Annotated in this window: 16 protein-coding genes and 1 other RNA gene; 6 read left to right on the top strand and 11 right to left on the bottom strand. The window is 38.8% G+C overall.

Translation table 11 applies throughout. The annotated features are described in order from the left end of the window. Positions 1-206: 206 nt before the first annotated feature. Together LVQ96_07955 and LVQ96_07950 are read right to left on the bottom strand one after the other, a co-directional pair. A complete protein-coding gene (locus tag LVQ96_07955) occupies positions 207-428 on the bottom strand; it encodes a hypothetical protein (protein ID MCW6171087.1) in 222 nt (73 codons plus the stop codon). Beyond that, positions 425-769 (bottom strand): hypothetical protein, encoded by a 345-nt coding sequence (locus tag LVQ96_07950; protein MCW6171086.1) that lies wholly within the window; start codon positions 767-769, stop codon positions 425-427. The genes LVQ96_07955 and LVQ96_07950 overlap by 4 nt, the downstream gene beginning before the upstream one ends. A gap of 1,374 nt (positions 770-2,143) precedes the next feature. On the opposite strand from LVQ96_07950, the gene LVQ96_07945 reads away from it, so the two are divergent. The 3 genes from LVQ96_07945 to LVQ96_07935 are packed head-to-tail and all read left to right on the top strand — an operon-like array spanning position 2,144 to position 5,232. Next, positions 2,144-3,586 (top strand): radical SAM protein, encoded by a 1,443-nt coding sequence (locus LVQ96_07945; protein ID MCW6171085.1) that lies wholly within the window; start codon positions 2,144-2,146, stop codon positions 3,584-3,586. Between the two features lie 25 nt (positions 3,587-3,611). Beyond that, positions 3,612-4,511, top strand: a complete 900-nt coding sequence (locus LVQ96_07940; protein MCW6171084.1) for an ABC transporter ATP-binding protein — start codon at positions 3,612-3,614, stop codon at positions 4,509-4,511. After that, entirely contained in the window at positions 4,501-5,232 is a 732-nt protein-coding gene (locus LVQ96_07935) for an ABC transporter permease (GenBank protein ID MCW6171083.1), read from the top strand. The genes LVQ96_07940 and LVQ96_07935 overlap by 11 nt, the downstream gene beginning before the upstream one ends. Before the next feature lie 317 nt (positions 5,233-5,549). On the opposite strand, the gene LVQ96_07930 is transcribed toward LVQ96_07935, so the two are convergent. Further along, positions 5,550-6,101, bottom strand: coding sequence for a 2'-5' RNA ligase family protein (locus LVQ96_07930; GenBank protein ID MCW6171082.1), 552 nt, complete (start codon positions 6,099-6,101; stop codon positions 5,550-5,552). Between the two features lie 290 nt (positions 6,102-6,391). Here LVQ96_07930 and LVQ96_07925 point away from each other — a divergent pair, with 290 nt between their 5' ends. Further along, positions 6,392-6,577 carry a type II toxin-antitoxin system HicB family antitoxin gene (locus LVQ96_07925; GenBank protein ID MCW6171081.1) on the top strand — a complete coding sequence of 62 codons (186 nt, stop codon included), beginning with the start codon at positions 6,392-6,394 and terminating at the stop codon, positions 6,575-6,577. A 621-nt stretch (positions 6,578-7,198) separates the two neighbouring features. Here the strand turns inward: LVQ96_07925 and LVQ96_07920 are convergent. The 3 genes from LVQ96_07920 to LVQ96_07910 all read right to left on the bottom strand — a co-directional run bounded on the left by LVQ96_07920 (position 7,199) and on the right by LVQ96_07910 (position 9,669). Continuing rightward, a complete protein-coding gene (locus LVQ96_07920) occupies positions 7,199-7,759 on the bottom strand; it encodes a DUF309 domain-containing protein (GenBank protein MCW6171080.1) in 561 nt (186 codons plus the stop codon). A 241-nt stretch (positions 7,760-8,000) separates the two neighbouring features. Beyond that, entirely contained in the window at positions 8,001-8,306 is a 306-nt protein-coding gene (locus tag LVQ96_07915; protein ID MCW6171079.1) for a DUF2175 family protein, read from the bottom strand. 112 nt (positions 8,307-8,418) lie between these two features. Beyond that, the gene (locus LVQ96_07910) at positions 8,419-9,669 is read right to left on the bottom strand and encodes a DEAD/DEAH box helicase (GenBank protein MCW6171078.1); all 1,251 of its coding nucleotides are present in this window, start codon (positions 9,667-9,669) and stop codon (positions 8,419-8,421) included. 278 nt (positions 9,670-9,947) lie between these two features. Here LVQ96_07910 and LVQ96_07905 point away from each other — a divergent pair, with 278 nt between their 5' ends. Beyond that, complete coding sequence (locus LVQ96_07905; protein ID MCW6171077.1) at positions 9,948-10,283, top strand: hypothetical protein; 336 nt, start codon at positions 9,948-9,950, stop codon at positions 10,281-10,283. 82 nt (positions 10,284-10,365) lie between these two features. Here the strand turns inward: LVQ96_07905 and LVQ96_07900 are convergent, their stop codons facing one another. Both LVQ96_07900 and LVQ96_07895 read right to left on the bottom strand, forming a co-directional pair. Further along, on the bottom strand, positions 10,366-10,917 hold the full coding sequence (locus LVQ96_07900; GenBank protein MCW6171076.1) for a hypothetical protein: 552 nt from the start codon (positions 10,915-10,917) through the stop codon (positions 10,366-10,368). A 99-nt stretch (positions 10,918-11,016) separates the two neighbouring features. After that, entirely contained in the window at positions 11,017-11,556 is a 540-nt protein-coding gene (locus LVQ96_07895) for a hypothetical protein (protein MCW6171075.1), read from the bottom strand. A gap of 203 nt (positions 11,557-11,759) precedes the next feature. On the opposite strand from LVQ96_07895, the gene LVQ96_07890 reads away from it, so the two are divergent. Further along, the gene (locus tag LVQ96_07890) at positions 11,760-13,076 is read left to right on the top strand and encodes an FAD-dependent oxidoreductase (GenBank protein MCW6171074.1); all 1,317 of its coding nucleotides are present in this window, start codon (positions 11,760-11,762) and stop codon (positions 13,074-13,076) included. An 84-nt stretch (positions 13,077-13,160) separates the two neighbouring features. On the opposite strand, the gene LVQ96_07885 is transcribed toward LVQ96_07890, so the two are convergent. The 3 genes from LVQ96_07885 to ffs all read right to left on the bottom strand — a co-directional run bounded on the left by LVQ96_07885 (position 13,161) and on the right by ffs (position 15,521). Next, positions 13,161-13,610, bottom strand: a complete 450-nt coding sequence (locus LVQ96_07885) for a GtrA family protein (GenBank protein ID MCW6171073.1) — start codon at positions 13,608-13,610, stop codon at positions 13,161-13,163. Positions 13,611-13,993: 383 nt separating this feature from the next. Beyond that, positions 13,994-15,151: an HD domain-containing protein gene (locus tag LVQ96_07880; GenBank protein MCW6171072.1), complete on the bottom strand. Its 1,158-nt coding sequence runs from the start codon at positions 15,149-15,151 to the stop codon at positions 13,994-13,996. A 65-nt stretch (positions 15,152-15,216) separates the two neighbouring features. Beyond that, an RNA gene (ffs, locus tag LVQ96_07875) (signal recognition particle sRNA) lies at positions 15,217-15,521 on the bottom strand. Positions 15,522-15,531 lie beyond the last annotated feature (10 nt).

Below are 15,531 nucleotides of genomic sequence, written 5' to 3'. Positions count from 1 at the left end.
TTTCAGAAATTATGCCTTCTAAATCGCTTTGTATGACACGATAGAAGGAGGGAAGGTATTATTATACCCTCTCTTTTTGCCTTTTAGGTAATGCTTTCTGGAAGGAATAGTAAGCCACTTTTGGCAGGAAGGACAATACCAATTATCCGTCATTTCTAATTGGCATAACGGCGTTCTACAAACCCAGCACTTAATACGCTTACCGCTCATTCCGACACCTCTTTTTTTAGTGCTTCATACTGTTCATCTTTCTTTGCTAACTTGTCCTCTAATGCCTGTATTTTATTGAAAGAAGAGGTAAAGCCCTTATCCTTTGCGTATTCGCGCAGAAGAAAGTTAAGGATTTTGCTTAACTCTCGGCTTTTGGAAAGCTCGCTAACAAGCTCCAAGTTATCACTGTCTATTTTGAAACTGGTAGTAGTCATCATTTTTCCACCTCGTAGTTGTGCAGGACAATGAAAAGATAGTATTTTCTTCCTTCCTTGCTAGCCCGCAGGTCTATAACAACGTGGTCAGAGGGCTTAACGTTCTGTTTATCCATTATTGCAGACCCAAAAAACATAACTACGCTGTCTATTTTGTTATCCCGTGCCGTGTAGAGATTAACATTTCTGTCCTCGCCTTCTGGTGAGTGTGTAGTTATCGGCTCTACGTTCATAATTACCAGCTCATCGCCAATAATTTCGCCCTTTTCTCTGGTAAGCAGAGATTTTTCTATGGGCAGAGTTGATAATGTCGTTTTCATTTTTTCGTTTGTTTGTTCAGTCATATTTACACCAATATTATTACGCTACGAAGGTTTTTAATGGTATGTGGAAAGGAATGTGTAGCAAAGTATCAAGTAATACCAAAAATGTCTAAAACGATTTCTAAACTGATGCTTTATAATAATACTTTTTTCAGCTATACTGACTTTTTCATATTATTACTACTGACCCGCCGAAACTCAAAACAACAATTAGTATTACTTATGCTATACTAATTGTTCAGTAACAAGAGAGGAGAGAGGGCGTATTACTGTTGTGGATTTTCCACAACTACTGACTTTTCTGTATTACTTATAGCTACATTCTAAGAGGTTTTGAGCATTTTTTAGAATTTTTGGCGGAAGGCGGACACGCCTAAACACGTGCAACGACACGTAGTAGCTACACATGGGTCTATTTGGAAGGCACATCTAACATATTATTAATTTTCTTTACTACATTTTCTTAGTTAATTGAATTAATCAAGCCCTATCCAATATATTTAGTTTGTAGTCTGTAAGACTGCTCCATTTCGGGTAGACCCTTTATTCCGCAGTCCGCTTTAGCTTACCCCGCCTCGCTACGCACCCACGCACTTCGTGTTTCACACTCAGCGTGTGCGAAGCACAGGACACTCTACGACACGCCAACCTCCTGAACGGAGGGTCGGCTTTCGCTACGGCAAAAATTCACCCCTCCTTTGTTCGCTTCGCTCACAAATTCCCCCCCTCTTTTTGCCTTCGCTCGTCTCGGAGGTCTAATCAGGTATAGGCACGTGTCCGCCTTCGGCGTTCACTTGTTGCTTCGCAACAGCCTATTATCCTGATTTGTCCAGCCCTTCGGGCTGTCCACCGACCCCCCGTGTCCTGTGCTTCGCACCCCCACGTGTTTCACACGTGTGGGCTACGTGTCCCTTCGGGACACTTCGGGTCTTCACTACGTTCAGACCTACTACGCTCGGCGGGGAGGGGGGTTCGCAGGAAAGCCCTTAAAATTTCAATTGGTAATAATACGGGCTTTCCTTTGCGATAACCTTTCTTAAAAAGAAGTTTGAACAAGAAATGGAAATTAACCAATTCACAGCTGGGAAACAAATAATCGATATATAGTGTAGGCAACGTAAAGCATCTCAATAGCTCTCTTCGGTCTTACCCGTACATGTCAGGATATGAATTTATATAGTACCATTTCGATATAACGTAGATTTAAAATGGACTATAGAGTTGTTTCCCAGAAGGAAAGAGAGGCAGTTTTTGGAAAAGTAAACGAAACAATGGATATGGATGTCTTTTCCAAGTGCTGCACACCGTGAAATCAATGCAGTAAACGGATAAAATAATTACCCTATTTTTTTGTGTTTATTGTTGTTACGAGAAGGAAAGGAGGTTGTTGTCATCATGGAGAATGGTATGGAAGTCCCATTGAAGCAGTCAAGGTACACGTATAGACTTAGCCAGATGTATAGTGGAAGAAAATATACGATTCTTTATGACCGTCTGCTGATGAATATAATTTTTCTTGACGACGAAAGCTTGATGATTTATGATAAATTTAAAGCACCTTTGAGCATAGACGATTTTCTCCAGAATGACGACTATAAAACTATTAGCAATCTCGTATCAATACTTTTGAATCAACACTTTCTAGTACCTATCTATGATAATGAGCAATGGAAGACTAATCAAACAGTTACAAATGCAAATATACCTAAGGTTGGGGTTTCATATTTGGTAGTGACTAGATCTTGTAATTTAAGATGCAAATATTGTTTTCTAACAACTTCTAAGGAAAATCCATCAACAATGAGTATTGACACAGCAAAACGGTCCATTGAACAAATAATGGAGGCTACAATAAGCTCTAAGGTAGTGAGTCAAAAGGTTATATTATATGGGGGAGAACCCTTTGTGGCACGACGCACGGTATCTTTCTCAATACAATATATTAGGAAACTAGAGAAAGAGTTGAAAGAGAATAATAGATTGGCAAATAATGTTAGAATCAGAATTGCAATAATTTCCAATGGGACTCTTATAGATGAAGAGATAGCCCACTTATGTAAGCTTAATAATGTAACCATGTCAATTTCGATGGATGGAGCTAAAGAGCTTCACGACAAGAATCGAGTTTATGTGAGTGGTAGTGGGACATATGAAGACGTTTTACGTGGGCTCAGATTACTTCAACACAAGGGAATAGAAGTTACTGCCTCGACTACTATAACCAAGAACAATGTTGAAAAGTTGGAAGAAGTTACAGACCACCTGGTCTCCCTCGGGTTTAAGAAAATTGGATACAACATCTTGATGGCTGAAGATTTCAAAGACCCGGAAATACAAGGACTCAGTGAAAATACCGCTCTCGCACTTCTAAAGGTTTATGAGAAATACCGTAAAAAGGATATTCTAATTTATCCTGTTATCAAGCAAGCGAATGCCCTGTTCCACAAGAATTTCCAATGGAGCGATTGTGCAGCATGCAGTGGCCAATTAACCATTTCTCCTGAGGGTAAGGTAGGCGTGTGTCAAGCGTTTATTAACAACGCTAACCATTTTAAGTATTCCATAACTAATGAAAGCACCTTATTCTCAATTATAGATAATAGTCCTTTATTCAATGAGTGGCGGAGAAGGTCGCCAATAAATATGGAACAGTGCACAGAGTGTGAGGCTATATCAATTTGCGGCGGTGGCTGTCCCTATAATGCTTTCTATTCAACAGGTAGCATTTGGAATATAGACAAAATGTTTTGTCCTTATGCTAAGTCTATTATTAATTGGGGATTAAGGAATATTTTTAATGACGTAATGAAAAGTGAAGGTGCAAAATCTGACACTTAATGGAAATATTAATCGCAATGAAGACTTGGTAATTGCGAGGGATATAACAAAATCATATCACGGAAGGGACGATATTAAGGCTCTTGATAATCTCTCCTTTACATTCAAAAGGGGTGGAGTGTTCACTTTACTGGGAAGAAATGGCGCAGGGAAGACAACAACGGTAAAAATTCTGTCAACATTATTAAGAAGGGATTCTGGAGACTTATCTGTTTTTGGTTTTGACCCGGACACATCTCCTGAACAAATCCGAAACAGGATCTCTATTGTCCCTCAGGAAGGTAAGCCAATCGAATATCTTACCCCTAGGGAGAGCATCTATTTTTACTTAAGGATGAGAGGGTTAGGCACCGTGGAATCGAGGAAAAGAACTGAAATCATCTTGAATGATTTTCTCATCGATAATTTTTCAGACCAACGATGTTTTACTTTATCCGTAGGACAAAAACAGATGGTCCTAGTGGCTATGGCTTTTGCTTCGGAACCAGATATAATATTCTTAGATGAGCCAACAATTGGGCTAGATCCTATTGCCCGTCAAAGAGTGTGGAAAAGAATCGTAGAAGTGAAAGATAAAACTACTATATTCTTGACAACACATTATATGGAAGAAGCTGAATTATTGTCCGATATTGTCCTAATAATAAAAGATGGTAAGTCACTTAGACAAGGTACTCCAAAAGAACTTATCCAACAGTTTGGATATAAGCATAAGATCACTATAAAAAACTATGATAACGGTGCTCTTACGTCTCAATACGCTTTCAAGAGGAAAATTAATGATTCTTTGGTAATATTCCTAAAAGATGGAGAGCTTGATGGGGCAGTTAACCAGCTTGTGAAAGGAGGTATGGAGATTACCATAGGTAAAGTTACTCTTGAAGATGTATTCATAAGCATGGTGGAAGATAATTATGAAAAATAGCATTAGAGCTCTATTTTATATGCTCCATATAAATGGGATTATATACTTATTTCGTAATAGGTTTGCGCTACCAGCCGTTACCCTGTCTCCAATTTCGTTTGTTTTCTTTATCTATGTCTTTGGGGGAGAGAACGCAATCAAGTATGGTGCCATTGGTGGACTTATTTACACGATAGTTAATTCCGCTTTTTTTGCATTGTCGGATATAGCATCGTACAAGACAAATAATTTATTTCAGGATATGGTAATTGCCTCTCCAATTCCTCTATGGGCGTATCTTATAGGGATAGGCATAGGTGACATCGTATATGTTGTTCCCGGAATTGTGTTATTTATGGTCTTGCTTTTCTATGTAACCCATATATCGGTACTCCAAATGGTTATGATTCTTTTAATCCTTCTAATGGTTTGGATTTTCTTGCTGTCTATTAGCTATATTGTCGCTCAGAGAATAAAGAAGAATAAAGATATATGGCCAGTCCTCAGTATCCTTTCATTTTCTCTCTCAATTCTTCCTCCCGTATTTTACCCCTATAGCGTATTGCCCTATGACTTAAGATTTTTAGCTCTCCTTGCACCGACGACATCAGCTTCCTATGCTATTGATGGGATAATATATGGTTTTAATTTCATAACATTGTGTGGAATTTTCTTAGTCTTCTTCCTGTTTGTCTTAGGAATCATAGTCCTCTATTTTGTTTCAGTAAAAAGCAATAAGTGAAAAGTCACACAAAGATAATAGGGAATAGGTACACACCAGAAAATAGTAGTTCGTCTGTTTTATGAGTTAAGGGAGCAGCCCACCATAAATAGGTTCAGTTGAAGATGATAAATGAATCCAATGTGCGATTAAAACAATAATCGCATCCCGGCACTGCACCTTTAAGACATTCATAAAAAAAAGTGTCCATGCTTGCCTTTTGGTATCCACTTAATTATTTAATTGGATACCTACCTATCCTTATACTGCTATAAAACACCAGAAAGAGGCTTAATATGCATATTCACAGGATCAAACAACGTTCGCGTTGACTGAATTCAGAAAGTCTTATCTGAGCATGTTTGCTTTAAATCAATTTCATGAATTTTCTGATACCTATTTTCGATTAGCTTGTAAATTTTTATTGACTTTACAATGAACGAATGAAAGTCGTGAAGACAATTATTTGCAAGCTCTTTCATTTCTGATAATTCTGCTTCACTCATTCCAAATTCTTTCGCCCCTAATGTTAAATGTGGTTCATAAAGGTCAAGCTCATAGTATTTCCTGCTATTTTCAGGATCGGGGGAGATCGCTTCCACAATCTTCCGGTGCAATATGCGAATTTTATTGGATTCTACACCAATATATACAACAGATTTCCCAAAGGATTTTACACCTTTTAATGACAACTTAAACATTGCGAAGTTACTGCAAATTGCTTTTATAGAATCTATCCAGTATTCATCTTCATTCAGACCAGCCTGGGATTTAACAGTGATGTGGGGCTCCACAAAATCTGGTAAGGCATTATTTGGCCACATTCTTTGGAATTGTGTTATTATTTCCCCATATTTCTTCGGGGGTGTGATAGCAATAAAATATTCCACGCTCAAGGGATACGTATCCGTGTTTAATATTTTAACCAAAATATCACGATCAATATTTAAAGAATGGCAACAATCTTTTCCAACGTATTATCTTTGAGTTAATTTTATAAAAATAATTTTCATATAACGATTAAAGAAATGTTTTAGAATAAGTAATGGAAATGGCTCTTTCTGTATCTAAATTAAGAACCTCAAAATCCAAAAAACTTTTGATTGTGAGATCAAATCATTCAATTCAACATGTTATTCCTTTACACAATACTTAAATCAGTATTTTAAATTCATATTCTGTGAAATTTACGGTTATACTTGAATCACAGGAAGATGGGGGGTTTACAGTGAGTGTACCGGCACTCCCTGGTTGCATCTCTGAGGGGGTGAACAGAGAAGAAACCTTCAAAAATATCAAGGAAGCAATAGAATTATATTTGGAAGTTTTAAAAGAAGACGGAAAACCTATACCCCCAGGATGTTGACGAGGAAGTCCTTCTGGATGCCTAAACTTCCAGTTGTATCTGGAGAAGTTGTAATCAAAGCACTCTCCAAAAGAGGTTTCATTTTCAGAAAATGAAAGAGTGATCACGTTATAACCCAGAGCAAAGATAGATACAGAATCATAGTCGTACCATTGCATAAAGAACTGAAGCCCGGAACCTCAAGAGCAATTATTAAACAATCCGATCTAACTGTAGAAGAGTTTGTGAATCTATTATGATGAAGTCAGCCGAAATATTATTTGGTATCCACTTGATTAATCAAGCATCTCTCTGCCTGTTCTTTAGGTTGCACTGATTTAGAACAATTTGAGTTACCACTATGTATAAACGCCAGATGGATTACTGGTAGCAAGAATAGCAACGTTCTGTATGATCGTAGATGTACATCAGGTGAATTCAATATTGATGAGATAGTTGGGGGTCTTCCTTACAGAAAGAAAGGTGTTGGTGGTTGATACCCCTGGAACTTCTCTGTCACTTTAGATCACCATATTCCCGGGAGTGTGCAAGGGCTTTACGTTTGTATATGTTAAAATTCTTTTTGAAACCGAAATTTTTGATTTCCATTAAAAAAAAGAATCGATATATTTGTATCTCGGATTACCCAATATTATTGGGAAACATTAGCTCAAAATTCAATGCAATTGGATAGGAAAAATCTTGTGGAATAGTATCTAATATGGGACTGTCTATTCCAGACGACTTGATCAATTGAAGGGCCTTCCTGTAAATAGTGAATGCCTTTTCAGTTTTTCCCATCTGAAAATGAACCATAGACGCGGATATTAAGATCAGGCCTTGAAAGTAAGATTTAACTTTCCCATTGGAGGATTTCCACAACTCTTCCAGAATAACGTGGGATTCCCAGAACCTTTCCTGAAGCATTAGAGATTCTGAGAATTTAAGAACTTCTAAGACTCTATTATTATTCAGTTGTTTTTTCAGTCTGAACGCTTGTTCAATTGAATTTGGAAATGATATCGTCCCAACACAAAACAGAGATCTTACTGCCTCAATCGATTTCTCCGCTTCTTCTGTGTGGACATCTAGTTCAAACCCATGGGTGTTTTTTCTTATAATGATCTTCTTTAAGTCGTCTCCAAGCTCTTCAAGTCCTTGGTTATGGTTATTTGAATCATAGATATGGAAAATTACACGCATAGTCTCCTTCTTTGATCCTCTGTTGTTATTTAAAACGCTCTATTTCGTGGACAAAATTTTTAATTAAAAAATAAGAAAAATTTGTGAGGATAACAACATATGCGCTATGTGAAGTTTGTACCAAAGGACCGCCCAGCTAAAACCAACAGGTACGTATTGCATCCCAAAAAATATAATTTTTGTGTGGTTGAGAGAATTAACAGAGAAGCAACGTTAAGAAATATATACGAATCCACGAGAATTACTGAAGTTCGTAAATGAGCCTTGTAGTTTCACCTGCAGCCTTCTCTATGTCCTTATATTTCAATCTAACTTGTTCCTTCAGAGTCTCTGAACTGTTCTGAATCGAGAGTATGTTCAGCAAGTGATCAAGCTCGCTATCTAAAAGCAGAGAGAGAATCCTAAGATTTTCTTTCTGTTCATCTGATATCTCTTTCCTCTTGGAAGAAACAAAGCAGTCAAAATGAACTGCGCCTTTCTTTGTAAAGGTAAATTTCTCTCCGGTTCTAACATTTCCGTCACATTCGTAGCATTTGAATTCTACCATACTGACTTTATGCATTCCTAATATTAATCTTGTTGTTTCAATTTCTAACAAATTAAAATTATTAAGGAGTTTATCAGTAACGTTGACAAAGTAAAATTAAGTATATAGTAGATCAATAGTTTCTTGATCTAAACGAGCGATAATGGTGGTAATCGCGCCTTCCACCATATCTTGTGTTTTGTGGTCGGCGTGACTGTGGTCTCCTGAAATTATTGTATCTTGGTCTCACAATGTTTTTTGCTTCGGAAAAAGAATTTTCATCCACTTTGATGGGATTCATTCGAATATCGAGGGAGTTCTCAATGTTCTCAATAATTTCCAACTCGTTCTGTTCTACTATTGTTAGTGCATTCCCGTCTTTTCCCATTCTGGCCGATCTTCCGACCCTGTGAACGTACATATTAGGTTCTGATGGTGCATCGAAATTTATAATGTCCGATATGTCTGAAATGTCAAGACCTCTGGCAGCAACATTTGTCGCTATTAGGAGTTTTGCCCCGTTCCTGAACCTACTCAGCGCTTTCTCTCGTTGAGCCTGTGTGAGATCCCCATGCATTACTGTGGCGAAGTGGTTGTACTGCTTTAAGATGTCAGAGAGGGTTGATGCTGATCTTTTTTGTTCTGTGAATATGATGGCCTTTCTAGGGTTATATTCATTCAAATAAGCCAGAAGGGTGGATACCTTATTGCCGTTCTCGCACACAGTAAAGTTATTGGAAATAGTTGATACAGTCACCTCTGCATCATGGCCGATCTGCACATAAGTAGGGCTCTTCATAAACGTGTCGGCGAGTGCCAGGATTTTATCTGGAATCGTGGCAGAAAACAACATATTCTGTCTTGTTAATGAAGTTTGTGAAATTATATATTCTATGTCTTCAATAAATCCAAGATCAAGCATAGTATCTGCTTCGTCAAGGACCAGAAACTTTACATGTTCCAGTGACAAAACCTTCCTCTTCATGAGATCGATTATCCTACCTGGGGTCCCGATCACCATATTCGCTCTATTTCTTATCTTTTTTATTTGGTTATCTATACTGACGCCACCATAAACTACTACCGGTTTTATACCAGAGGTTGTTCCCATTTTTTGCGCAACATCATATGTCTGGAGCGCCAGTTCCCTTGTAGGCGCTATGATCAGGGAAGTTACGTAGTTTTCCCTGTTGCTTTTTCCTATGATTGGAACAAGGAAAGCACCAGTCTTTCCTGAACCAGTTTTCGATCTAACCACAATGTCTTTTCCCTGAAGAATGACTGGAATAGCCTTTTCCTGAACCTCAGTAGGTTCCAAAAAGCCCATTTTATTAAGAGAATCCAATAATTCTTTGTTAATTTCGTATTTTCCGAATCCTTGCATTTTAAGCACTTTCTCTAACTTCTAGAAAACTTTTAATCTTCTTTTTTAGTTAATCCCTAATCTGTTCTCACTATTAAATGGTTCTTGGTAAAAAATTATGAAATTCAATCCCCCTTTGGTCATTCAAATGAAAAGAACATTCTGATTCACCTACAGGCATCTGTATGCTTCTTGGTTTTTTGTAAACAAATTTTGCCTTGTCGATGTTCAAAATCAATTCAGCCTTCTTTTGTGTAAACATTATATAGCATTGTCGGTTGCTTTCTCTCGTACCGTTTATGCAAATAAATGATGACTTCGCCCTGATATTGGACTACATTTCAAAGCTGTTTGCGATAAAACGTTTAAAGACAGTTGATGTTCATGAGATTTCTGTTTCTTATGTGAGAAAGGGAGAAATGGTTGATGGCAAGATTATCTATTCGACTTCATTTCCGGAAAAGAACAAGTTGGATCGGCTTGTCTCGATAGAAGTCTCTATTTCCAAGCTTCGTCCAGATAAAGAGATCACAGTCAGTATTTCATTTGACAAATTCTCTTCTGAAGACTGTAGTGAAAAAGAGCTTAGAGAGATCATCGATATCTTTGATAGGTCTACTTTTCGATTCTTCTAAATTCTGATTATTTTTCTCAGTTTCCTAGAGTGCGGGATATTTAGTTCCCCACATAAAAATCGCCATCTTTATGCGTGTTGGTTCAAGACTCCTTAAGCGAATCTATCAATGCACTTGCTTCAGATCGCGTAAGTTCTTCAATTGTGGATTTCTTCAACTCAATCAAAAATGTCCTAGTTACTTCAAGTCTTTTCTCTGAATTCTGCAAACTCTTTACGAATTTCAACTGTTTATCCGTTGCTAAACTACCTGCAGTATCCTGTTTGGTTCCCGATGGCAATTTCATAAGCTTATCTATGAGTTCTGAGGCTTCATGAACGCTCAATATATTGACGGTCTCTTTTTGTTTTTCATCCAAAAACTGCCCTGTTATTCTAATTCGCTCATCAGTGTCCTGGAGTTTATTCAACAGAGAAATTTGTTTACCTGTAGCAAATGATTTGTTGTCTTCATCAGTCTTCACTTTCTTGAGTTCCTCTATGAGTTTTGATGCATCGTCTATTGTAAGCTCATCAACGTCCATTACTTTCTTTTCGTTGAGAAAATTTTCAAGAATTGTACCCCGTTCCGTACTCGCTAGCTCAAGTTTCTTGATAAATTCTATCTGATTCTTAGTTGCGGTTTGGTTCGACATAAACACACTGAGTTGCGTATATTATATTTTTATTTAAAAACATACTACTGTACTAAACTAACGATTGTGAATTAGAAAAGCATACGATGAAGTATGTGTTCAAATCCACATTCCCGGCATCATCATACCCATTCCGAGCATTCCCATGCCCATCATCCCCATTCCCATCATTGAACCAGAATTCTGGGCCTGATGTTCTTGCATATGCTTATTGAGATCATCATCTGTCTTGAAGAGTAATCCATCCAGTTTGCAAATTTTTAGTGTTGGATCGATTTGATGGACTATCTGCTCCCAGATCCTCATTTCGAACTCGTGTCCAGAATGTAACTCGGCAGCTGTAGCTATACCAAAGGTAGCAACGCCTTCAATTGCGGGGATCGCCATATCTCTTCCCCAGATACCAGCGTGCAGCTGTACCTCGAACTTACCTTGCGAACCGGCTATAACGACATCAACGTCTCTTACTTTTCCCAGGACGATTCTCTCCCTGTCAGACTTCTTGGCGTGGATCTCCCAAAGAGCATCTCTGGTTTCATCAGAGGTGATCTTGAAATTTTCGTTTACAAGCAACTCCTTAACGTGGTCTGCCACTGCAGACGGTTCTGTGTCTTTCTCTACAAATCCATGTTTTATCATAATTTGGTTAAGTTGCCATCAGTTAAAAGGTTTCTCGTTTAGATAACGAACCTCAGATATTTTTAGATTAAAATAACAATTCATAAACAGAAGAAGAAATGTTCCGTGCAATAACCACTTAATTTCTTTTCGTGGTAGGTTATTTTAATTAGTTTTAGGAAAGTTGTGCCAAAAGATTTATGTATTCATGGGATTGAAGATTCATGAATTTTATTGTAATTGGTGGCGGGGCTGCGGGAATGGCCGCTGCTTCAAAAGCAAAACGTGTGGATCCTCTCATTGATGTTACCGTGATTGAAGCAGGGCCTTTTGTATCGTATGCAGAATGTGGAATGCCCTATTACCTTGGCGGGATGTTTGAAGATTATTCCAAGCTTTTGCATTACCCTCTAACTGAATTTACGGAGAAGAGAAAGATTAAAGTTGTTATCAATGAAAGTGTGACAGAGATCGATAGATCAAGGCAACAAGTCAAAACAACCGGTGGTAATGCCCTTTCCTATGATTACCTGTTAATTTCGACTGGTGCCTCAGCAGTGAAACCAAAGGGAATAAGTAGTAAAGAAATACGGACCCTTCGGTCGCTATCCGATGGCATTACATTAAAGCAAGAGATTGAGAAGTCAAAAAAGATTACTATTATTGGCGATGGGGTTCTCGGAATGGAACTGGCCTCTACTCTTGCAGAATCCGGGAAAGAAATTACAATGATCGCCCATCACGAAAAACTTTTCAAAAGATTAGATCAGCAGGTTGGGCAGGAACTTCTGAAAGAGTTCGAAGCAAATGTTAAAGTGGAAAAAAACTCGGAACTTAAATCAGTGACTAGGAACAGTGAGGGATTAAAAGTCGAGACAACTGTAGGGCAACATTCCGCCGATTTGGTTCTGTCTGCAACAGGTATCCAACCAAACTCACAACTCGCCTTGGATGCTGGTCTTTCTTTGGGCAAAAACGGGGCCATAAAGGTGGATAATGGAATGTTTACCAGTGACAGTAAAATCCTCGCCGCAGGGGATTGTGCCACAACATTAAACAAGGTTACGAATTCTGAAGATTGGATGCCGTTGGCGCAGATCAGCAACAAGATGGGCAGGGTTGCCGGATCTAATGTGGGTGGTGAACGGATGACCTTCAAAGGAGGCATAGGCACAACTCTGGTAAAAATCTTTGACTACGAGGTTGGCTTCACGGGAATTGATTCCTCGACTTCGATCAAATACGGCTTTGCGCCAAAAGATATCTTCGTCAAGGCAGGTAGTAAAGCGGCATATTATGAAGGTAATTTAAATGCTTACGTTAAAATAACCTACGATTCACATTCCGGTAGACTCCTTGGTGCACAGGTAGTTTCCAAAAGCAATGGGGCATGGCGACTCAACACGTTAGCAGAAGCCATATACGCGGGGATCACTATGGAAGATCTGTTCTATTCGGATCTCGGTTATTCTCCGCCGTTTGGTCCTGTGTGGGATCCGATAATAATCGCAGCTAGTCTGGGCATGAAAACAAGCAATTAAATCTTATTAGCAATGTTTTCATTTATTTATTGTACATCCATGGTCAGATCGAAAGTTCCAGAAAGATGAACTCTTGATCAAAGCCTACGATAACATTCTGATCTTCCATATCAACCTCATCTGAATGTAGTAATTGAAAGGAAATGCTACAGCTGATCCTATGAAATTACCTATCAATGGATATAGACCAAAGTACTTAAAGAGGGAAAACTGGGTTGCGATTGCGACAGCATTTCCAATCACATTCAGAATTTCAAATTTCAGGAGTCTAATAATAAGGCCATAAATGCGGCCGTGATGCTCCCCCATCTTGTGTGTTGTCCAGTATTCCTGAAATATAAATTCAATTGCAACTGCAAGCGTAAATGCAATAATGTCAATCAGAATTATGTGTGCATAGCCTAGCAATGAGATTCCAAGGAACGTAAGGAACTCGAGTGAGGCAAAACCCACAAAACCCGAGAGAGAATATTTTAGCATTCTTACCAAGTTCTTTTCTATGAACAAAATAATGTTCTCTCTTAGTTTTGCCATATTAGCTCTCACTCTTCACTAGTTTGCTTGCGGATTCCGATTCTGCGCATTCGTATACCTATCAGGTCTATTATTGTATCTACGGATCTAGCCGCTCCATCTGCAAGAAACTGGATTCGTTCATGATCCTTAAATGCAACTATTTGTTGTGAATAGATTATCAAAACGCTCTTGCCGTCCAGGCAGGGGATCATATGGTAAATGACTTTTTTTTGGTCTCATAATATGACACCTATGCTTTTATGAAGTTTCCAGTGACAAGTGAATTTCATAAGTTCTAAAGTGAAACCTCCTGTTTGGGGGATAAGATCCTACCCCAATTTTTCTTATGTTCTGTTTCATTGTTCTTATCAGAAGCTACGTGCATTCCCGCATACAATCTATTATTTGAACTCGGAAAGAAGTTTCTTTACTGATTCCGCCTTGCTTCTCTCCGCAAAAACTATTATGAACCTATGCTCAAGAGATTCCTTTAGTGTTCGTACCAAGGGCGATATTTCCGTTACGCTTTCAAGTCTATCCTTTATCAAAACCTGAAGATTTGACTTTATCCTTTCGGGGCCAGAAAAGTCAAGTGGAGGAATCACGTCAATCGCATAATCAGAAGGATCGAGTTTCGCGGACTCGACGGCAAAGGCTATCTTTTTGAGATCTTCTTCGTTATACTTCACCTTCAAGACAGGTTTTAATAGCTCCCTCGATATTATTTTTCTAAAGGATGAAGAATTTTCTCCATTTGCCAGCAACCAGAAAAGATCGTAATCCGTCATGCTGAATGGATTCCTAAAGTCCTGTTGCTGTTTCAGCACTAGATTTTTGACCATGTATTGAGCAATCCTTGATGTCTTGTGAAAATAGACCGATCCGTACATTAATATTCGTGCTATGAGGATCGATTCAAGGGTTGGTAGTCCTTTTTCTTCTATTGCCAGATCATTATCATGGATCTCTGCCACATTCAGGATTCTCTTGTAATCTATGTTCCCTATAGGAACACCACAGTTGAGGGAATCTCTTCTGAGATAATCAAGTTCATCGACATCTATGGGGCCGCTTATAATCCTGGAAATAAGTTTATACCTGTGGCTTTTCCTGGAAATTACATCTGCAACATCGTTAGGGCGTAATCCCATTTCTTCGAGCGCTAATGGTATTGTACTCTCTTCAAATTCATTCTTTCCTTCTATGATCGAAACTCCAGCATCAACATGGTCTAAGCTGGTTATCGTCTCGAAAACATCTTCGAGTCCGTGGCTCAATGGTGGATGACCCACATCATGCAATAAGGCAGCAGCCATAAGAAGATCTTTATCGTCTATGTGAAGAGTATCAGCAAACATCTCACTCAGAAACATTGTTCCGATTGAATGTTCAAACCTTGTGTGGTTTGCACCTGGAAAAACCATATAGCACATACCGAGTTGCTTTACATATCTTAGCCTCTGAAATTCTGGTGAATCGATCAATTTTTGAAACTCCGAGCTTATTTTTATTGGGCCGTTTAAAGGGTCCTGAATTATTTTGTAACTTCTGTCAGACAACTAATATCGATAACGAATATCCGCAAGGTTTATAATTATAATCTGGGTAGGTAGAAGAAATTGAATACCGGACACGTTTGGATCGGTCTTGGCGTCCTGTCAGGTGCTCCCTAGTTCCTCTCGATCCCGCACTCCCTTAGCATCAAGAGTGCAGAGTACCGCTGCTCCCTTCCGGTCCTTGCGGATTCCTCTGTCAAATCGCATACCCAGATTCCTTCGATTCTGGATATGTGAACCTCCGATCCAAAGGAACAGAACTTCAGCGATTCCCTAAGGCCTGGCAGAAACCAAGTAGGCCTCTCCAAACTGTCGCCCTCGCATGTAGACTTCGAGTAACAGGAAGTGCCTGGCTTCCCGGCCAAGTCCGGCTCCATGTTATG

It is taken from the genome of Thermoplasmatales archaeon (genome assembly GCA_026127925.1).
In the GTDB taxonomy this organism is placed as follows: Archaea; Thermoplasmatota; Thermoplasmata; order Thermoplasmatales; family Thermoplasmataceae; genus JAKAYB01.
This window is presented reverse-complemented; position numbering and strand designations above follow the sequence as displayed.